The organism is Saccharomonospora xinjiangensis XJ-54, assembly GCF_000258175.1.
GTDB classification, from domain to species: domain Bacteria; phylum Actinomycetota; class Actinomycetes; order Mycobacteriales; family Pseudonocardiaceae; genus Saccharomonospora; species Saccharomonospora xinjiangensis.
Genome location: NZ_JH636049.1, coordinates 343,963 through 362,626 on the forward strand (window position 1 = coordinate 343,963; position 18,664 = coordinate 362,626).

Here is an 18,664-nt window from a genome sequence, read left to right on the forward strand (position 1 = left end):
GAGGTGGCCGGACAGGGCAGGACGGGGCGCGAGCGTGCGCCTACTCCAGTCGAACGACCACGGCACCCAGTGTAGGGGCGGCTGTCCAGTCGTTCTCCTCGGTGGTGTCGCCGGTCACCGTACGACGATCTCCACGGCTCGTGATCGCTCCGCCGCGTCGTCGAGCACCGTGCGGCGTGGTTCGACGACGTCCAGCACCCGGGGTTCGGCTTTGGCGAACACGGTGTCGAGCCTGCGGTCGGCGCGCAGTTCCTCCAGAGCCTTGCGGTCACCTCCGAGCACGACGGCATCGAGGTCGGTCACGCGCGAGCCGAGGATGTCCGCGGCGTCGTCGGCCGCCGCGCGTAATGCCTGCCTGGCCTGGCCGTCGCGGCGGCGGGCGAACCTCTGCTGGGACCAGCCTCCCGCGGCGCTGCGGCCGTGCACGAGGTGGCGGCCGGTGCGCGACACCGTGACCCGCCCGCCCTCAGCGACCCCCACGCTGTGTCCACCGAGCCGCACCAGCAGCAGGCCGATGCGCCGCGGGGTGAGCGCGTGATCGAGCAGCACACCGGCACAAAGCCCCTCCCCCTGGGTGCCGGCTTCGACGGCCAGCGGCTCGAACGGCACCGCGACCGTCGCGGTGACCCCGTTACCGCCGACGAACCGCACCTGCCTCGGATTGATCTCGGTGCGGGTCACCCCGTCATTGCGCTCCGCGAAGCGGTCGAGCCACCTGGCCAGCCGCTCCGGCTCCACCTCGACGACCGTGCCGCCGCCGGGTGCCTGCCGCTTCCGCACCATCCGCACTCCGATCCCCGCGCATCGTGATGCGTCGAAGCTACGCTTCCCGTATGAGCAGCAACGATCGACCCGGCGCCGCACACCGACAGGCTCGGTCCGTCGCACGAGAGCAGGTCGAAGGCGAGTCCGCCGAGGTGACCCGCAGCGCCAGGACCGGCCTCCCGGTGGTCGATCTCGGCACCGCCGTCACCCCGGACGACGTCCACTCGCTGGAGGACGAGCGGTGACGACGCCGCTGGACGCCAACCGCTGACCGCCTTGCGATGCCGCCGATCCCCACCACCACGGCGTCACCGCGCTAGAGCACCGACGGCTCCGACCAGGGCTGCTCCGACCGGCCCGAGATCGCGTCCAGCATGGCGGCGGCCTGCCGGTCGGTCAGCGAAGCCACGAAGTCGATCACCGCTCTGCCCCTGGCCAGAGCGCGCACGGCATCCGCGCCCCGCACCGGCTCACCTGTGGCGCCGACGAGAAGTTCGGGTGCCTCACCGGCGAGCGCGCCGTACTCGGCCTGCGCCAGCTCCACGAGATCGTGCAACCTGCGCGGCAACCGCGACACCTCCTCGCGATCGGTCAGCCACGCGTCGAGCGCGTCCACGAGCGCGACGATCAGACTCGCCTGCCCCCTCTGATGCAGCGCCAGATCGGGGCGCTGCAACACGAATCGCTTGTGGACGAACTTCAGCACCTGCACCTCGTGCCACTGCGCGACCTCCAGCGTCACGTGGCCGGTGCGCGGTGAGGGCGACGGCGTGACGACCACCCCACCGACCAGCCGCGCGGTCCAGCGTGCCGAGAACCGCGCCGTGGCCTGCTCGGCCTCCACCGAGCCGTCGAAGGGGATACCGAGCAGCTCGTCCACCAGCTCCGTCCTGACCCGGGCGACCGCGTCGGCGAACGCCCCCGCGTCGGCGATCCAGGCGTCCTTGACGTGCAGGCGGCGGCGCAGATGCTCCAGCGAGCGGCCCGGCTTGCGATGGTGGTCCACCAGCTCGGCCTCGGGCAGGGCGGCCAGCTCCGCCCTTCCCGACAGCCAGTGGCCCAGCTCCGCCGCCACCGAGGCGTGCTGCAGCACGCCGATGCGGTGGAAGTCCTGCAGGTCGTGGATGGCGTAGGCGATGTCGTCGGCGAGGTCCATGACCGACGCCTCCACCGTCTGCTGCCAGTAGTCGATCCTGCCGGCGAACGGGGCCCGGCACGCTTCCAGCTCGCCCAGTTCGGTGGAGTAGGCGGAAAACTTGGCCGAACCCGAACCGGGAGCGTGCGGCGGCTCGGCCGCTCCGCGCGGTGGCACGGGCAGCTCGCTGGGATGTGGCTTCGGGCGATGCAGCCTCGCCCACGGGTATTTCAGCAGCGACGCGCGGGTCGCCGCCGTGAGGTTCAGCCCGCGGGGGACCGGGCCGCCCACCTCCGTGGTGGTGACGATCCGGAACGTCTGCGCGTTGCCCTCGAACCCGTCGGCGAGGCCGTAGCGGTGGCGGGCGATGCGGTCGAGTACCTGTTCCCCGAGGTGGCCGAACGGGGGATGACCGAGGTCGTGCCCGAGCGCGGCGGCCTCGGCCACGTCGGGATCGCAGCCACCGAGGTCGGCGACGAGCGCGGCGACGCCGGGTTCCGAGCGGATGCGCTCCGCGATCGACCGCGCCACCTGAGCCACCTTGAGACTGTGGGTGAGGCGGTTGTGCAGCAACGCGGAGCCACTCGCGCTGACCACCTGCGTCACCCCGGCCAGCCGCGCGAAGTACGGGGAAGCCACCAGCCGGTCGCGGTCGGCCCGGAACGGGCTGGAGGACAGTTCGGCGAATCCTCCCGATTCCGCCCCCTCGTCCCGGCGCCGGGCTCGGGGGTCACGCTGAGGAACCTCGCTCACCATGCCCACACCGTACGGGACACCCCCGCCGCACCGGCCGACGTCACCGGCGATCGCCCGGCGAGACGAACCCCGATTCGAACGCCGCGATCACCGCCTGGGTGCGGTCGCGGGCCCCGAGTTTGGCGAGCACGTTGCCGACGTAGGTCTTCACCGTCTCGACCCCGAGGAACAACTCGCCCGCGATCTCGGCGTTGGACAGCCCCGCCGCCATCAACCGCAGCACCTGCTGTTCCCTCTCGGTGAGCCTCGCCTCCGCGAGGCGCGACCCGGTGGCGGGATGCCGCGCGGCCATCCGCCGCAGCGCCGACGGGTACAGCAGCGAGTCGCCTGCGCACACCGTCCGCACCGCCGCGACGAGTTCCTCCGGCCGCGCCCGCTTGAGCACGAAGCCGCTGGCACCCGCGCGCAGCGCCGAGTACACGTAGTCGTCGTTGTCGAACGTCGTCACCACGATGATCTTCGGTGGTTCCGGTACGCAGGCCAGCACATGTCTCGTGGCCGCGATGCCGTCAACGGACGGCATCCGCACATCCATGAGCACGACATCGGGTCGCACCCGGCGCACCAGGTCGGCGACCTCGGCACCGTCGGCGGCCTCACCCACCACGGCGAGATCGTCCTCCGACTCCAGGATCGCCCGCAGCCCCGTCCTGATGAGGGGTTCGTCGTCCACGAGCACGACACCGATCCGGCGCGTCACGACGTCGTCCTTCCCGTGGGAAGCCGCACCTCGACCACCCAGTCGTCCTCGTCCCGGCCTGCTTGGAACGTCCCCCCGAGCACATCGACGCGCTCCCTCATCCCCCGCAGTCCTCTCCCGCCCCGCTCTCCTCGCGCCCGGCCGGGGCCGTCGATCCGGTTACGCACACTGATCGTGACAGCCGGGCCTGCGACCTCGACCCGCACGGTCACCGGCACCATACCGGCGTGGCGCACGGCGTTCGTGAGACATTCCTGCACGATCCGGTACGCCTCCCTGGACACCACGGGCGCGACCGCGTCCGGATCACCGCGCACGTCGGCATCGACCAACACCCCCGCGAGCCTGGTGGCCGACAGCAGCGAGGGCAGGTCGGCGAGCCCCGCCCTCGGTGCCCTCGGCACCGCCTCTCCGTCCTCCCGCAGAAGACCCAGCACGTGATCGAGGTCGTCGAGGGCTGCCCTGGCCGCCGCTTCGATCGCCTCCAGCGCCTGTTCGGACGCGCCCGTGTCACGGCGCAGCAGCCGCCGTGCCGCCCCGGCCTGCACGGCCACGATACTCAGCGCGTGCCCCACGGAGTCGTGCAGTTCGCGGGCGAGCCGCGTGCGTTCACGCAACTGATCGGCGCGGCGTTCCAGGCGGGCGATCCGGTCGGCGACGCTCGGCCCGAGCAGAGCGACCGCCATCCGCCGGAACACCGACCCCGACAACGCCACCACGGGAACGAACGCCAATGTCGCCCCCACCGCGAGCCCCGGCAGCCACGCGCTCGCCCAGCCCTGCGGCACAGGGGTGGGACCGCCGGCGCCGAGAGCCAGCTCCCCCGTGAACGGCGCCGAGATCGTCAGCGCCACGAGCACGGGGAGGGCAAGGCTCAGCGTGCTCAGTACTCCGCCGGTGAGGACGTGCGCGGCGAACATCACCGCTGAACGCAACCGCACCGACCAGTCGCCCGTCGCGCCGAACTCGGCGTCCGGCACAGGGTCGTCGAGCAGTTCCCGCACCGCTGCGCCCTCCAGCACCCGCACGGCAGGCAGGAACGCCACCGCGACCAGCACCAGCGCCGCCGCGCTGCCCCCGATGAGCAGCGCACCCCACAGCGTCGAGGCCCACGGCACGACCGACGGCACCAGCACCGCCCCGAACAACAGAAACGGCACGAACAGCGCGCCACCGAGGATGAAGTACACCCACCGGCGGTAGGTCGCGGGCCGCGTGAACGGCCCCAGCGCCCACCGTGTCATACGGCCAGCCTGCCAGATCATCGCATCTCCCCCGCCGTGTCCCCGCCACACTCGGCGTCCACACACAGGCGCGTTCACCGCAGCGGACACTCCGGCACTGCCTTGCGGCACAGTGGCCCGTCCGGCTCGCGACACCCAGGCGACGCCTCGCCGCAGCGGGAGGACCCAACCCTGCACCTGCGCGACTCCGGGTTCCCGCCGAACGGGCTTTCCGTGCCGGGTGAAGCGTTGCTGGTGATCGAACGCGAGCTCCTACAGCGGCGTTCCGGCATCGGTGATGTAGCCCCGCACGCCGCGTCGGCCACGGGACTCCGTGGGACGTGACGTTTCCCCCGCGCGTGGGCTGGTCCGGCCACAGCCTGCGCGCGTGATCACCGTTCACGGCGTGTTCGACCCCGTCCGGTAAGGTCGGCGCCCTCGTCAGCCACTGCTGCCGTGTTCCCGTTGTACTGCTGCCCGTCCCGGGTCCGATCGTCAGGGTCGTCGATGTCCTCGGTACTGCTCGGTGTTCTGAGCCTCCCGCTCTACCTGCTGATGTTGTGGCCGCTGGTGGCCGCGTCCCGGAGAGTGCTCGGCGTGCCCATCGGCACGCTCCGTGCCTTCGCCGGTGCGATCTTCGGCTGGACCATCGCGGGCCTTGTCGTGTCGAACCTGCCGCCGTTCTCGGAACTCACCGACGTGCAACGCACCGAACCGGGGGCCGCGTTCTGGCTGCTCGTCCCTGTAGCCGGTGTGTCGTTCCTCGCCACCCTGGTCTTCCTGTTCGTCGCCGAGGTGGCGTTTCCCAGCGGCTCCGGACTCGGTCCCCTCGGAAGGCTCCGTTCGCTGCGACGGCGCATCGGCAGAACCCGCCGATACTCGCGGATCACGGCCATCGCCGTCCGCCACGGGCTCGGCCCCTACCTCGCGGGACGCCGCTCCGGCCACGACACCGACATCCGGCGGGCCACTCTCGCGCGGTCGCTGCGCCGCGCTCTCGAAGAAGCCGGGGTCACGTTCGTCAAGCTCGGACAGGTGCTGTCCACCCGCACCGACCTGCTGCCCGCCGTGTTCATCGACGAGTTGAGCCGCCTGCAGAGCCAGGTCGCGCCCGCCCCGCAAGCCGAGATCGATCGCGTGCTGAGCGCCGAACTCGGAAGGCCCGCATGCGAGGTGTTCGCCGAATTCGACCCCGAACCGCTCGCGGCGGCCTCCATCGCGCAGGTGTACCGCGCCCGCCTGCACAGCGGTGAGGAGGTGGTGGTCAAGGTGCAGCGCCCCGACATCCGGGACAGGGTCGAGCGGGACATCGACATCGTGAACCAGCTCGCGAGAACCCTGCACCGGAGGGCAGCCTGGGCGCGCGGCCTCGGCGTGCTCGACCTCGCCGACGGCTTCACCGCCGCCCTGTCGGAGGAACTCGACTTCCGCATCGAGGCCCGCAACGCCGACGCCGTCGCGCACGCCGCCGCGACCAGCGGGTCCAGCGGGTCCAGCACAGCCACGCCGATGGTGCGCATTCCCCGGGCTCACCCCGAATGGACGACGGAACGCGTTCTCGTCATGGAACGGCTCGACGGCACGCCGGTGTCCCAGGCCCGCCTTCCCGAGGACGAGGACGTGCGCCGCGAGCTGGCCACCGGGCTGCTGACCTGTCTGCTACGCCAGATCCTCGACCACGGCACGTTCCACGCCGACCCGCACCCTGGCAACGTTCTCCTCCACGACGGCACCACGCTCGGCCTGCTCGACTTCGGTTCGGTCGGGCGGCTCGACCTCGGCCTTCGCGAAGGTCTGCGGTCGCTGTTCGTCGCCGTCGATCGCGGTGACCCTGCCGCGTTGCGCGACAGCCTGCTGATCGTTCTGGACCACCCCGACGACCTCGACGAGCAACGCCTCGAACGCGCGCTCGGCGGGCTCCTCGCCCGGCACCTGCACAGCAGCGGCGGCCCCGACGCCGCGTTGTTCGCCGATCTGTTCCGGCTCGTCGCCGACTTCCAGCTGTCCGTTCCGGCTCCGATCGCGGCGGTGTTCCGTGCCCTCGCGACCCTGGAAGGCACCCTCGCGGCCCTCGCGCCGGGGTTCGACCTGGTCGGAGCGACACGGGAGTTCGCGGCGGCCGAGATCGACGCCCGGTTGCGGCCCACCTCGGTGAAGGACGCCGTCACGAGCGAACTGCTCAGCGTGCTGCCGTTGCTGCGGCGGCTCCCCCGCAGGGTGGATCGCATCACGAACGCGCTGGAGCAGGGCAGGCTGTCGGTGAACGTGCGCCTGCTGGCGGACTCCCGCGACCGCCGTCAGATCTCGCGGTGGCTGCACGAGGTTCTGCTCGCGTTCCTCGGTGCGGCGACCGGGCTCATGGCCGTGCTGCTGCTCACCGGCGGTGGAGGTCCGACGGTGCTACCTGACGTGACCCTGCACCAGCTTCTCGGCTACAACCTGCTGGTCGTCAGCGCTCTCGTGGGGCTGCGTCTGCTGTTCCTCGCGTTCCGCGCGCAGCATGACGACCTGGACGAGCCCTGACTCACCGGTCGTGCCGTCCCTGAACTGCCAACACCTGTACACAAACTGCGGACACGCCGATGCTCCGGCGTGTCCGCAGTTCTCGTACGGGTCTTTGCAGTTGTCGCACGGGTGCTGGCAATCCTTGTACGGTCCTTGGCAGTTCTCGTACGGATGCCCGCTTTTCAGCGAGGGGTCAGACCGTGAAGCCGAGTGCCCTCAACTGCTCACGGCCGTCCTCGGTGATCTTCTCGGGGCCCCACGGCGGCATCCAGACCCAGTTGATCCGGAAGTCCTTCACCACGCCCGTCGCGCCGGTGAGCACCGACGCGGTCTGATCCTCGATGACGTCGGTCAGCGGGCACGCCGCCGACGTCAGCGTCATGTCGATGGTGGCCGTGTTCTCCTCGTCAACGCGGATGTCGTAGACGAGTCCCAGATCGACGACGTTGATGCCCAGTTCGGGATCGACGACGTCGCGCATGGCCTCCTCGATGTCCTCGATTTTGGCCACGTCACCGCTGGGGGCCTGCTGCGCCTGCTCAGGCAGGTCAGCCGCCGTGCGGCCCTCGCGGTGGCCTGCCGTCTCGGTCTCGCTCATCGTGCTCCCACCTCATTGATCGACGTCCTGCCCACAGCGTCCTTGAAGGCCATCCAGCCGAGCAACGCGCACTTCACCCGAGCCGGGTACTTCGCGACACCGGTGAACGCGACAGCATCCTCCAGCACGTCCTCGTCGGGCTCCGCCTCACCCCGGCTCTGCATGAGCTGGGAGAACGCCTCCAGCTTCGCGAGAGCCTCGTCGAGCGGGCGACCGACGACGAGGTCCGTCATCACCGACGTCGAGGCCTGGCTGATCGAGCAGCCCTGGCCTTCGTACGACACGTCGGCGACCACATCGCCTTCCAGCCGAACCCGCAACGTCACCTCGTCACCGCAGGTAGGGTTCACCTGGAACGACTCGGCATCATACGGTTCGCGCAGACCGCGCCCGTGCGGGTTCTTGTAGTGATCCAGGATGATCTCCTGGTACATGGATTCAAGATCCATCACGCAGCTCCCCCCACACCGAAGAACCGCTGAGCCTCGCGCACGCCCTCGACGAGAACATCCACTTCGGACAGTTCATTGTAGAGGTAGAACGACGCCCTCGCCGTGGCCGGGATACCGCACGACCGATGCAACGGCCACGCGCAGTGGTGACCGACCCGCACGGCGATCCCAAGGCTGTCGAGCACCTGACCCACGTCGTGCGGGTGCACACCGTCCACCACGAACGCCACGGTGGCACCCCGGTCCACAGTGTCCTGCGGACCGATCACCCGCACGCCGGGCAGGGACTTCAACCCCTCGATCGCCCGCTCCGCGAGCAGGTGCTCGTGAGCGGCGATGCGGTCCATGCCGATGGCGTTCAAATAGTCCACGGCGGCCCCGAGTCCCACCGCCTGCGAGGTCATCGGCACACCGGCCTCGAACCGCTGCGGCGGCGGCGCGAACGTCGATTCCTCCATCCGCACCAGCTCGATCATCGACCCGCCGGTGAGGAACGGCGGCATGGCCTCCAGGAGCTCCCTGCGGCCGTACAGCACACCGATGCCGGAAGGGCCGAGCATCTTGTGTCCCGAGAACACCGCGAAATCGACGCCCAGCTCGGCGAAGTCCACGGCGAAATGCGGCACCGACTGGCAGGCGTCGAGCACCACCAGCGCACCCACCTCGTGGGCCTTGCGCACCAGCGTCTCGACGGGGTTGATCGTGCCGAGGACGTTGGACTGGTGCGCGAACGCCACCACCCTGGTCCTCTCGGTGATCAGCTCGTCGAGCCGCGACAGGTCGAGCCTGCCGTCCGGCGTGACCCCGAACCAGCGCAACGTGGCCCCCGTGCGGCGGCACAGCTGCTGCCACGGCACCAGGTTGGCGTGGTGCTCCATCTCGGTGACCACGATCTCGTCACCGGGCTTGATGGTGAAGCGCTCCGCCCCGGGGCCCGCCGTCGCCGCGTTGCTCATGGCGTAGGCGACGAGGTTGATGCCCTCGGTGGCGTTCTTCGTGAACACCACCTCGCCCGGCGAGACACCCACGAACGTGGCGATCTTCGCCCGCGCGTCCTCGTAGGCGTCGGTCGCCTCCTCCGACAGCTGGTGCGCACCCCGGTGCACGGCCGCGTTCGACGTCTCGACGAACCGCCGCTCCGCGTCGAGCACCTGCGCCGGGCGCTGCGAGGTGGCACCGGAGTCCAGGTAGACGAGCCGCTTGCCGTCACGCACGGTGCGGGACAGGATCGGGAAGTCGGCGCGCACCGCCGTGACATCAAGGGGTCGCGAGTCCATGGTGGTCATCGCGCCAACTCCTTTCGACGTTCCCCGCCTACCCGCTCAGACCGCTGCCTTGGCAGCATCAGCCGGGTTGCCTGCGGTGTACTTGACGTACCCGTTCTCCTCCAGCTCGTCGGCCAGCTCCTTGCCACCGGATTCGACGATCCTCCCGCCCGCGAACACGTGCACGAAGTCGGGGTGGATGTGCTTGAGAATGCGCGTGTAGTGCGTGATCAGCATGACGCCGACCTCGTTGGCAGTCTTGTACTCGTTGACCGCGTCCGACACCACGCGCAGGGCATCGACGTCGAGACCCGAGTCGGTCTCGTCGAGCACCGCGATCTTCGGCTTCAGCAGGGAGAGCTGAAGGATCTCGTGGCGCTTCTTCTCACCGCCGGAGAAACCCTCGTTGACACTGCGCTCGGCGAACTCGGGCGCGATGTCGAGCTTGCCCATCTCCTCCTTGACTTCCTTCACCCAGTGGCGCAGCTTCGGCGCCTCGCCGCGGACCGCGGTGGCCGCCGAGCGCAGGAAGTTCGACATCGACACGCCCGGCACCTCGACGGGGTACTGCATCGCGAGGAACAGCCCGGCCCGAGCGCGTTCGTCCACGCTCATGTCGAGGACGTTCTCGCCGTCGAGCAGCACCTCACCCGAGGTCACCTCGTACTTCGGGTGCCCGGCGATGGCGTAGGAGAGGGTGGACTTGCCCGAGCCGTTGGGACCCATGATCGCGTGGGTCTCGCCCGAGCGGATCGTCAGGTTGACGCCCTTGAGGATCTCCTTGTTGCCCTCGTCGGTGACGACGTCGGCCCGCAGATCCTTGATTTCCAGTGTGGCCATGCCTTCTCTTCGATCTTTCCGTGAGTCTTCGTGAGCGTGGTCAGCTTCGGTGGTGCCGGGCCTTCTCAGGCGCCGATGGCCTGGAGTTCCTCCTCGATCGCGGCCTCGAGACGCTCACGCACCTCGGGGACGTCGATCTTCATGAGGATCTCGTGGAAGAACCCGCGGACGACGAGCCTGCGAGCCTGCTCCTCCGCGATACCTCGCGACTGCAGGTAGAACAACTGCTCGTCGTCGAACCTTCCCGTGGCGCTGGCGTGCCCGGCGCCCTCGATCTCGCCCGTCTCGATCTCCAGGTTCGGCACCGAGTCGGCGCGGGCGCCCTGCGTGAGAACGAGGTTGCGGTTCAGCTCGAACGTCTCCGTGCCCTCCGCCGCGGCCCTGATGAGCACGTCGCCGATCCACACCGAGTGCGCGCCCTCGCCCTGGAGCGCGCCCTTGTAGAGCACGTTCGACTTGCAGTGCGGCACGGCGTGATCGACGAAGAGGCGGTGTTCCTGGTGCTGTCCGGCATCGGCGAAGTTCAGCCCGAGCATCTCCACGCTGCCGCCGGGGGCGGAGAACGTGGCCGTGGGGCTCACCCGCACCAGGTCGCCGCCCAGTGTGACGACGATGTGCTTCAGCGTGGCGTCCCTGCCGAGCTTCAGGTGCTGCTCGGACACGTGCACGGCGTCGTCGGCCCAGTCCTGGACGCTGACGACGGTGAGGTTCGCGCCGTCACCGATGACGAACTCGACGTTGTCGGCGTAGGTTCCCGACCCGACGTGGTCGAGCACGACCACGGCCTCCGCGAACCGCTCCGCCCTCACCTGCACGTGACCGTAGGCGGTCTTGCCCTCACCCGGCCCCGTCAGCCTGACAAGCGTGCGGGACGACGCCTTCGTCTCCTTGGGCACGGTGATCAGCGTGGCCTTCTCGAAGGACGAGTACGCCTGCGCCGCGATCCGGTCGCTCGGCACACCGGCCTCGCCGAGCCGGGCGTCGTCCCGCGCGACCGTCTCCACGGTGACCTCGGGCGCGGCCTCGGCGTCGAGCGTGACCTCGCCGGTGGCCTGCGCGGAACCGTCGTGCAGGCCACGCAGCCGCTTCATCGGCGTGAATCGCCAGTTCTCCTCGCGCCCGCCGGGAACCTCGAACGCCTTGACGTCGTAGGAGGTGAATCGCTCTCCGCGCGACAGTGCCGGCACCACGGCTTCCGCAGCCGCGGCCGTGGCACCGGCGTTGTTCTCGGCCACTGTCATCTCAGCCGACGCTTCCTTCCATCTGCAGTTCGATCAAGCGGTTGAGCTCCAGCGCGTACTCCATGGGCAGCTCACGCGCGATGGGCTCCACGAAGCCGCGCACCACCATGGCCATCGCCTCTTCCTCGGTGAGGCCGCGCGACATCAGGTAGAACAGCTGGTCCTCGCTGACCTTCGACACCGTGGCCTCGTGCCCCATGGAGACGTCGTCGTTGCGGATATCGACGTAGGGGTAGGTGTCCGACCGCGAGATCGTGTCCACCAGCAGCGCGTCGCACACCACGCTGGAGCGCGAGTTGTACGCCCGCTTGGCGACCTTGACCAGACCGCGGTACGACGTGCGGCCACCCCCGCGCGCCACCGACTTCGACACGATGGTCGAGGACGTGTGCGGGGCGAGGTGTTCCATTTTGGCGCCCGCGTCCTGGTGCTGGCCCTCGCCCGCGAAAGCCACGGAGAGAACCTCGCCCTTGGCGTGCTCACCCATGAGGAACACCGACGGGTACTTCATCGTCACCTTGGAGCCGATGTTGCCGTCGATCCACTCCATGGTGGCGCCCTCTTCGGCCTTGGCGCGCTTGGTGACCAGGTTGTAGACGTTGTTCGACCAGTTCTGGATCGTCGTGTAGCGGCACCGGCCGCCCTTCTTCACGATGATCTCCACCACGGCCGAGTGCAGCGAGTCGGACTTGTAGATCGGTGCCGTACAGCCCTCGACGTAGTGCACGTACGCGCCCTCATCGACGATGATCAGCGTCCGCTCGAACTGGCCCATGTTCTCCGTGTTGATGCGGAAGTAGGCCTGGAGCGGGATGTCCACGTGCACGCCTGGCGGCACGTAGATGAACGACCCTCCGGACCACACGGCCGTGTTCAGCGCGGAGAACTTGTTGTCACCGGCGGGGATGACGGAGCCGAAGTACTCCTTGAACAGCTCGGGGTGCTCGCGCAGGGCCGTGTCGGTGTCGAGGAACAGGACGCCCTGCTTCTCCAGGTCCTCGCGGATCTGGTGGTAGACGACCTCCGACTCGTACTGAGCGGCCACACCCGCGATGAGGCGCTGCTTCTCGGCCTCGGGGATGCCGAGCTTGTCATAGGTGTTCTTGATGTCGGCAGGCAGCTCGTCCCAGCTCGTCGCCTGCTTCTCCGTGGAGCGCACGAAGTACTTGATGTTGTCGAAGTCGATCCCCGACAGGTCGGCGCCCCAGTTCGGCATCGGCTTGCGTTCGAACAGCCTCAGCGCCTTCAGTCGCGTCTCGCGCATCCACTCCGGCTCGGACTTCTTCTCGGAGATGTCGATGACGACATCCTCGTTCAGTCCGCGACGGGCGCTCGCGCCCGCGGTGTCCGGGTCGGCCCAGCCGAAGGCGTACTTGCCAAGCGACTCGATGGTCTCTTCCTGGCTCAACGGCTCGGTGGTGGGATTGCGCTGCTCGGCAGCGGCAGTCATGCGGTAGTCCCTCCGTTCGGAGTTGCACTGTCGATGTCCTGCTGCTCGGCGGTGTCACCCGCGAGCGGCGGAAACCGACGTCTCCCTTCACTACCCACCGGCTCGGCGGGTACGTGCGTGGTGCACGCGGCGTCGCCGCGCGCAATAGTCGCCAGCCGCTGCACATGGGTGCCGAGCAGCTCGGCGAACGCCTCGGTCTCCGCCTCGCACAGCTGCGGGAACTCAGCTGCGACGTGCGCGACCGGGCAGTGGTGCTGGCACAGTTGGGCACCGTGCGCGCCGGGGGCCGAACCCGGCGTCGCCACCGTGCGGGTCGATGCGGCGTAGCCTTCCCTGGTCAAGGCTCCCGCGAGCGCCTCGGCCCTCGTTGCGGCATCGGAGTGCCGGGTCACGGCCTCGCGGTAGGGACCGACCAGCGCCGAGACGCGGCGTTCGGCGAACGCCTTCACGGCCTGTTCCCCCGCGTGCTCCGCCAGAAACCGGATGGCCGACACGGCGAGGTCGTCGTAGGCGTGCCCGAACCTGGCTCTACCCTGCTCGGTGAGCAGGAACAGCTTGGCAGGCCGCCCCCTGCCACGGCGGCCACGGCGGGGCGCCTGCCGGGTCTGTGCCTCGTTGTCGGCCACCAGCGCGTCGAGATGCCTGCGCACCGCGGTGGCGCTGATGCCCAACTGCTCGGCGACGGCCGCAGCGGGAAGGGGCCCCTGTTCGAGCAGGAGCCGGGCGACCTCGTTGCGGGTCCTGCCCTCCGAAGGGGAAGGCTGCTCCGGCGCCGGGTGCGGCTCGGTGACCGGGACCAGCGACGACGTGGACGGTGTGGACGACGTGGACGACGTGGACGACGTGGACGACATCGAAGGCTTCAAGGACGCAGAGGACTGCGACACGGCTGGCAGCGCACCGCCACCGTGCCGGTCGAACGTCCCCTGCTTTTTCACAACATAAGTGTGTCGTATTTCAGGGGCCGGGGCAAAGGTGGCCCCGAAACCGAGTGACCGGACTCACGCGACGGCGGGAGCCGATACCCTCGGCCCGTGGTTTTGGGCAAGGGCGGGATCAAGGCGCGACCATCGGCGGACCCCGGCGGGATGGACCCCCTCGACGCCGAAGAGACCCGCGCGCTCGCGGTGACGCGCCGCTTCGGCATCGTCGGGGCGCTGTTGCTGGCATTCGGGTCTCTCGGCGCGGGTGCCGCACCGATCATCAACCCCGTGCTGGAGATCCCCGTCCTCCGGTTGTTCACCCGCATTCCCACCGTGTCGGTCGCGATCGCATTCACCGGCATGGGAATGATGGTGCTCGCCTGGCTGTGGCTCGGCAGGTTCGCACGGCCCGGCCGCGACCGGATCGCGAGCCAGGGGCAGGTGCTGCGCACCCTCGTCACCTGGACGCTGCCGCTGCTGGTCATCCCGCCGCTGTTCTCCCGCGACGTGTACAGCTACCTCGCGCAGAGCGAGATCGTGCGGCGCGGTTTCGACCCCTACGCGCTGGGCCCCGCCGAGGCTCTCGGTGTCGCCGATCCGTTCACCGCAGGCGTGTCGAACATGTGGCGCGACACCCCCGCGCCCTACGGCCCGCTGTTCCTCGAGATCGGCAGCTGGCTCGGCGGCATCGGCGGCACCAACGTGGCCGTCGGTGTCCTCCTTCAACGCCTGGTGGCCCTCGCGGGCTTCGGACTCATCGTGTGGGCGCTGCCCAGACTCGCGCGCCGGTACGGCGTGGCGCCCGGCACCGCCCTGTGGCTCGGCGCGGCGAACCCCCTCGTGCTCTTCCACCTGGTGGCCGGCGCGCACAACGAGGCACTCGGCATCGGGCTGATGCTCGCGGGCCTGGAGCTCGGCATGCGGAGGCTCACCGTCCGCGTCAAGGGCGAACCCTCTCCACCTTGGCGCCGAGGGGAGATCGTCTTCATCGTGCTCGGCGCCGTGGTGATCTCACTCGCGGCGATGGTGAAGATCCACGCCATCGTGGCGCTCGGGTTCTTCGGCGTCATGATCGCCAGGCGAGCGCGGGGCCGGTTCACCGACCTCGCCGCGGCCGCGGCGCTCATGCTCGTGGTCTTCGTGGCCGTCACCCTCGCCGTCGGGTTCGGCACCGGACTCGGTTTCGGCTGGATCGGTGCCCTCGAAACACCGTCGAAGGTCTGGAGCTGGCTGTCCCCCGTCGCCGAGCTCGGCCAGCTCGGCGGCATCCTCGGCGTCGTGCTCGGCCTCGGCAACCACACCGGGTCGATCATCACGATCCTCGGCCTGCTCGGCTACGGCGTCGCAGGCGCGGTCACGCTCAAGTTCCTGTGGGACAGCTTCCACTGGCGTTACCGGCCGATCATCGGACTCGGCGTCTCGCTCGGGGCATTCATGATGCTGCACGTGTCCATGCAGCCGTGGTGGCTGTTGTGGGCCGTGATCCCGCTCGCCGCCGCGGCAGGCACATCCAGGTTCCGCAACGCCGCCACCGCCGTGAGCGCGGCACTCGCCCTGCTCATCCCGCCGACGGGAAGCCCGTTCGACAACCGGTCGTACATCCTCCATCAGGCGTTCGTGGCCGCGCTGATCGTCGTCGCGCTCATGGTGCTGATCGTGTGGCGCCGCACACCGATGCTCCTGCGCCGCCCGGGAAACACCGTCCGGCCCGGACGTGCGGGTCGCCCGACGGCCGGGTCCTGAGCGGCCCGCTCTACCCTTGTCAGTCGTGAACGCAACGGCCGTCGAAATCACCGGACTGGTGAAGCGGTTCGGTGCCGTCACGGCCGTGGCCGGCCTCGACCTGACGATGCCCCGCGCCTCAGTACTGGCCCTGCTCGGACCCAACGGTGCGGGTAAGACGACCACCGTCGAGATCTGTGAGGGATTCCAGCGCCCTGACGAAGGAACGATCCGCGTGCTCGGGCTCGACCCCGCCCGCGACGGAGCCGCACTGCGCCCCCGCATCGGCGTCATGCCGCAGGGCGGCGGCGCCTACCCCGGAGTGCGGGCCGCGGACATGCTGCGGCTGGTGGCCTCGTGCGCCGCGAACCCCCTCGACCCCGAGTGGCTGCTCGACGTCCTCGGCCTCGCACCGGTGCGCCGGACTCCCTTCAAACGCCTCTCCGGCGGGCAGCAACAACGCCTCTCGCTCGCGTGCGCCCTGGTGGGGCGCCCCGAACTCGTGTTCCTGGACGAACCGACCGCAGGCATGGACCCCCAGGCCCGCCGCCTGGTGTGGGAGCTGCTCGCCGCCCTGCGCGACGACGGGGTGAGCGTGCTGCTCACCACACACGTCATGGAGGAGGCGGAAGCGCTCGCCGACACGGTGGTCATCGTCGATCGCGGCAGGGTCATCGCCGAGGGCTCACCCAGCGACCTCACGGCGGAGCACGCCGACGACGCGCAACTGCGGTTCAAGGCGAGACCGGGCCTCGACACCGGCCTGCTCGCCGCCGCACTCCCCGAGGGTTACCTCGTGACGGAGTCCTCGCCCGGCGCCTACCGGGTGTGCGGCGCGGTCGATCCGCAGGTGGTCTCCGCAGTCACGTCGTGGTGCGCCCAGCAGGGTGTCCTCGCGGAGGAACTGCACGTCGGCAGGCGCGATCTCGAAGAGGTCTTCCTCGAACTGACCGGACGGGAGCTTCGCGCGTGACCACCTCGCCCACAGCGGGCCGACCACGTTTCGAACCCGGCACGTTCGCCCCCGCACCCGGACGCGGGAAGGCCGGGACGATGCTGTTCACGCACGCCCGCACCGAGATCGGTCTGACCCTGCGCCACGGCGAGCAGATCCTGCTCACGCTGCTCATCCCGCTGGCCCTGCTCGTCGGCATGAGCCTGCTCGACGTCGTGCCCGTTCCGGACGGCGTCGAACACCGCATCGACTGGGTGACGCCACGCATCCTCGCGCTCGCCGTGATGTCGTCGGCCTTCACGGGACAGGCCATCGCCCTCGGCTTCGACCGCCGTTACGGCGTGTTGAAGCGGCTCGCGGCCACCGCGCTGCCGCGCTGGCTGCTCGTGCTCGGCAAACTCGTCGCAGCCCTCGTCGTCGTGGCCGTCCAGGTCGTGGTGCTCGGTGGGGTGGCCGCGGCGCTCGGCTGGTCGCCCAGCCCTGCCGGGCTCGCCGCCGCTCTCGTGTATCTCGTGGCGGGCACGGTGGCCTTCGGGGCGCTCGGTGTCCTCCTCGGCGGTGCACTGCGGGCTGAGACGGTTCTCGCGCTGGCCAACATCGTGTGGTTCGCGCTGCTGCTCGCGGGCGGCATCGTGCTCGGCACCGACGCCCTTCCCGGATTCCTCGCCTCGGTCGTGCCCTACCTGCCCTCCGGTGCGCTGGCGGAGGGCCTCACCACCGCTCTCACCGACGGCGTGCCGTCCTGGACCCCCGTCGCCGTCCTCGCGGCGTGGGCCGCCGCGGCCACGGCACTAGCCACCCGCACCACGAAACTGACCTGACCCGTCCCCTGCACGGGTGTTGGCACCTCCTGCACCCGTGTTGGCACTCCCCGCACGCGCGTCCCCCTGTGCGTGTGTGCTCCGTGATGCAGATCGAGGACATACCTGCGCCACCTGCGGACGCCCGTACAGCAAGTGCGGACACCTGTACGGCAAGTGCAGACATCCGTACGGCAAGTGCGGACACGCGTGCGACAAGTGCGGACACGCCGGGAATGCCTGGTCCTTGACCACCCACCGGGACTCCCTACACGCGGTAGTAATACCCTTGGCCCGTGCAGTTGTCTTCGCTCGTCGGTCGCCTGCCGTACCCGTCGCAGAGCCTGCAACGTGGCCTCGCCATCGCCGCGATCGTCACGCAGGCCGGCATCGGCGTCACCGGTTCCATCGTCAGGGTGACCGGGTCAGGACTCGGCTGCCCCACCTGGCCTCAGTGCTTCCCCGGCAGCATGGTGCCGGTCGAACATCCCGAGTACGCCACGCTCAATCAGTGGATCGAGTACGGCAACCGGCTTCTGACGATCGTCGTGGTGTTCGTCGCGGCTCTGGCCGTGCTGGCGGCCTGGCGGGTCTACCTCGATCACCCCAGCCGCAAGCGGCTGGTGCGGCTCGCCTGGGTCTTGCCTGCCGGTGTCGTCGCGCAGGCCGTGATCGGGGGTATCACGGTGCTCGCCGACCTGCTGTGGTGGACCGTGGCACTGCACTTCCTCCCCTCCACCGTGCTGGTATGGATGGCCGTCGTGCTCCTGCGCGCGTTCAACGAGGGCGACGAGCCACCGAGGTGGCGCATCCCTCGCGCGAGCCGCCCCGTGTTCTCCGCGCTCGTGGTCGCACTGGCCGGCCTCATCATGGCGGGCACCGTGGTCACCGGCGCGGGCCCGCACGGTGGCGACCCCGATGTCGAGCGGTTCGACGCCCCGATCGAAACTCTCGCGGAGATCCACGTCGGATTCCTCGTGGCGTTCCTCGCGCTGCTCGCGGTGCTCGGTGTGCAGTGGTACAGGGCGCGCGCCGAGAAGGCCCTCGGGAAGGCACTGTGGACGCGCTACGCCGCCGTCTGGGCCGTCTCGCTCGCCCAGGGACTCCTTGGCAGCATCCAGTACCGGCTCGGCATCCCGGAGGCTCTCGTGTCGCTGCACGTCCTCGGTTCGATGCTGGTCATCATCGCCACGGCCGCTCTGTGGTGTGCCGCGCGCGACCGTGGGCCCGTCGTGAGTGCCGCACCGGCAGGTGAGAGCGCCACCGTCCACGCGGCCTGATCTCCCTCGCCGAACCGGGAATCCCGCACGACGCCGTGAACACCTCCTCGCGCG

17 protein-coding genes are annotated in these 18,664 nt (G+C 69.7%); 6 read left to right on the forward strand and 11 right to left on the reverse strand.

Features of this window, described 5'->3' with window-relative positions; all coding sequences use genetic code 11:
• Positions 1-114: 114 nt before the first annotated feature.
• Entirely contained in the window at positions 115-783 is a 669-nt protein-coding gene (locus SACXIDRAFT_RS01030) for an acVLRF1 family peptidyl-tRNA hydrolase (protein WP_006236592.1), read from the reverse strand.
• A 50-nt stretch (positions 784-833) separates the two neighbouring features.
• On the opposite strand from SACXIDRAFT_RS01030, the gene SACXIDRAFT_RS23235 reads away from it, so the two are divergent.
• Positions 834-1,010 carry an antitoxin gene (locus SACXIDRAFT_RS23235; protein ID WP_198284291.1) on the forward strand — a complete coding sequence of 59 codons (177 nt, stop codon included), beginning with the start codon at positions 834-836 and terminating at the stop codon, positions 1,008-1,010.
• 71 nt (positions 1,011-1,081) lie between these two features.
• Here SACXIDRAFT_RS23235 and SACXIDRAFT_RS01035 read toward each other — a convergent pair whose 3' ends face one another.
• From SACXIDRAFT_RS01035 to SACXIDRAFT_RS01045, 3 genes are read right to left on the reverse strand one after another with little or no spacing between them, the layout of a single operon-like run.
• Entirely contained in the window at positions 1,082-2,656 is a 1,575-nt protein-coding gene (locus SACXIDRAFT_RS01035) for a deoxyguanosinetriphosphate triphosphohydrolase family protein (RefSeq protein WP_006236594.1), read from the reverse strand.
• Positions 2,657-2,696: 40 nt separating this feature from the next.
• The gene (locus SACXIDRAFT_RS01040) at positions 2,697-3,356 is read right to left on the reverse strand and encodes a response regulator transcription factor (RefSeq protein ID WP_006236595.1); all 660 of its coding nucleotides are present in this window, start codon (positions 3,354-3,356) and stop codon (positions 2,697-2,699) included.
• On the reverse strand, positions 3,353-4,600 hold the full coding sequence (locus SACXIDRAFT_RS01045) for a histidine kinase (RefSeq protein ID WP_040921996.1): 1,248 nt from the start codon (positions 4,598-4,600) through the stop codon (positions 3,353-3,355). Before SACXIDRAFT_RS01045 ends, SACXIDRAFT_RS01040 begins: the two co-directional genes overlap by 4 nt.
• A gap of 486 nt (positions 4,601-5,086) precedes the next feature.
• Between SACXIDRAFT_RS01045 and SACXIDRAFT_RS01050 the strand changes: the two genes are divergently transcribed.
• The gene (locus tag SACXIDRAFT_RS01050) at positions 5,087-7,102 is read left to right on the forward strand and encodes an ABC1 kinase family protein (protein ID WP_006236597.1); all 2,016 of its coding nucleotides are present in this window, start codon (positions 5,087-5,089) and stop codon (positions 7,100-7,102) included.
• Positions 7,103-7,277: 175 nt separating this feature from the next.
• On the opposite strand, the gene SACXIDRAFT_RS01055 is transcribed toward SACXIDRAFT_RS01050, so the two are convergent.
• The 7 genes from SACXIDRAFT_RS01055 to SACXIDRAFT_RS01085 form a co-directional block, all read right to left on the reverse strand.
• Positions 7,278-7,682 carry a metal-sulfur cluster assembly factor gene (locus tag SACXIDRAFT_RS01055; RefSeq protein WP_006236598.1) on the reverse strand — a complete coding sequence of 135 codons (405 nt, stop codon included), beginning with the start codon at positions 7,680-7,682 and terminating at the stop codon, positions 7,278-7,280.
• Positions 7,679-8,131, reverse strand: coding sequence for a Fe-S cluster assembly sulfur transfer protein SufU (gene sufU / locus SACXIDRAFT_RS01060; RefSeq protein ID WP_006236599.1), 453 nt, complete (start codon positions 8,129-8,131; stop codon positions 7,679-7,681). Before sufU ends, SACXIDRAFT_RS01055 begins: the two co-directional genes overlap by 4 nt.
• A complete protein-coding gene (locus SACXIDRAFT_RS01065) occupies positions 8,131-9,420 on the reverse strand; it encodes a cysteine desulfurase (protein WP_006236600.1) in 1,290 nt (429 codons plus the stop codon). The genes sufU and SACXIDRAFT_RS01065 overlap by 1 nt, the downstream gene beginning before the upstream one ends.
• 36 nt (positions 9,421-9,456) lie before the next feature.
• Positions 9,457-10,239, reverse strand: a complete 783-nt coding sequence (gene sufC / locus SACXIDRAFT_RS01070) for a Fe-S cluster assembly ATPase SufC (protein ID WP_006236601.1) — start codon at positions 10,237-10,239, stop codon at positions 9,457-9,459.
• Between the two features lie 65 nt (positions 10,240-10,304).
• The gene (sufD, locus tag SACXIDRAFT_RS01075) at positions 10,305-11,480 is read right to left on the reverse strand and encodes a Fe-S cluster assembly protein SufD (RefSeq protein WP_006236602.1); all 1,176 of its coding nucleotides are present in this window, start codon (positions 11,478-11,480) and stop codon (positions 10,305-10,307) included.
• A 1-nt stretch (position 11,481) separates the two neighbouring features.
• Positions 11,482-12,930, reverse strand: coding sequence for a Fe-S cluster assembly protein SufB (sufB, locus tag SACXIDRAFT_RS01080; protein ID WP_006236603.1), 1,449 nt, complete (start codon positions 12,928-12,930; stop codon positions 11,482-11,484).
• Entirely contained in the window at positions 12,927-13,868 is a 942-nt protein-coding gene (locus SACXIDRAFT_RS01085) for a helix-turn-helix transcriptional regulator (RefSeq protein ID WP_006236604.1), read from the reverse strand. The genes sufB and SACXIDRAFT_RS01085 overlap by 4 nt, the downstream gene beginning before the upstream one ends.
• A 150-nt stretch (positions 13,869-14,018) precedes the next feature.
• Here SACXIDRAFT_RS01085 and mptB point away from each other — a divergent pair, with 150 nt between their 5' ends.
• The 4 genes from mptB (at position 14,019) to SACXIDRAFT_RS01105 (ending at position 18,610) form a co-directional block, all read left to right on the forward strand.
• Entirely contained in the window at positions 14,019-15,596 is a 1,578-nt protein-coding gene (gene mptB, locus SACXIDRAFT_RS01090; RefSeq protein ID WP_157599712.1) for a polyprenol phosphomannose-dependent alpha 1,6 mannosyltransferase MptB, read from the forward strand.
• A gap of 25 nt (positions 15,597-15,621) precedes the next feature.
• Positions 15,622-16,548 carry an ABC transporter ATP-binding protein gene (locus SACXIDRAFT_RS01095; protein WP_006236606.1) on the forward strand — a complete coding sequence of 309 codons (927 nt, stop codon included), beginning with the start codon at positions 15,622-15,624 and terminating at the stop codon, positions 16,546-16,548.
• On the forward strand, positions 16,545-17,351 hold the full coding sequence (locus SACXIDRAFT_RS01100; RefSeq protein WP_006236607.1) for an ABC transporter permease: 807 nt from the start codon (positions 16,545-16,547) through the stop codon (positions 17,349-17,351). The genes SACXIDRAFT_RS01095 and SACXIDRAFT_RS01100 overlap by 4 nt, the downstream gene beginning before the upstream one ends.
• Before the next feature lie 275 nt (positions 17,352-17,626).
• Entirely contained in the window at positions 17,627-18,610 is a 984-nt protein-coding gene (locus SACXIDRAFT_RS01105) for a COX15/CtaA family protein (protein WP_006236608.1), read from the forward strand.
• The last annotated feature ends 54 nt before the right edge of the window (positions 18,611-18,664 follow it).

Excerpts from the sequence above, each read along its gene's own strand:
- SACXIDRAFT_RS01030 (WP_006236592.1), bottom strand. The coding sequence starts at position 783 with ATGGTGCGGAAGCGGCAGGCACCCGGCGGCGGCACGGTCGTCGAGGTG.
- SACXIDRAFT_RS23235 (WP_198284291.1), top strand. The coding sequence starts at position 834 with ATGAGCAGCAACGATCGACCCGGCGCCGCACACCGACAGGCTCGGTCC.
- SACXIDRAFT_RS01035 (WP_006236594.1), bottom strand. The coding sequence starts at position 2,656 with ATGGTGAGCGAGGTTCCTCAGCGTGACCCCCGAGCCCGGCGCCGGGAC.
- SACXIDRAFT_RS01045 (WP_040921996.1), bottom strand. The coding sequence starts at position 4,600 with ATGACACGGTGGGCGCTGGGGCCGTTCACGCGGCCCGCGACCTACCGC.
- SACXIDRAFT_RS01050 (WP_006236597.1), top strand. The coding sequence starts at position 5,087 with ATGTCCTCGGTACTGCTCGGTGTTCTGAGCCTCCCGCTCTACCTGCTG.
- SACXIDRAFT_RS01055 (WP_006236598.1), bottom strand. The coding sequence starts at position 7,682 with ATGAGCGAGACCGAGACGGCAGGCCACCGCGAGGGCCGCACGGCGGCT.
- sufU (WP_006236599.1), bottom strand. The coding sequence starts at position 8,131 with ATGGATCTTGAATCCATGTACCAGGAGATCATCCTGGATCACTACAAG.
- SACXIDRAFT_RS01065 (WP_006236600.1), bottom strand. The coding sequence starts at position 9,420 with ATGACCACCATGGACTCGCGACCCCTTGATGTCACGGCGGTGCGCGCC.
- sufC (WP_006236601.1), bottom strand. The coding sequence starts at position 10,239 with ATGGCCACACTGGAAATCAAGGATCTGCGGGCCGACGTCGTCACCGAC.
- sufD (WP_006236602.1), bottom strand. The coding sequence starts at position 11,480 with ATGACAGTGGCCGAGAACAACGCCGGTGCCACGGCCGCGGCTGCGGAA.
- sufB (WP_006236603.1), bottom strand. The coding sequence starts at position 12,930 with ATGACTGCCGCTGCCGAGCAGCGCAATCCCACCACCGAGCCGTTGAGC.
- mptB (WP_157599712.1), top strand. The coding sequence starts at position 14,019 with ATGGACCCCCTCGACGCCGAAGAGACCCGCGCGCTCGCGGTGACGCGC.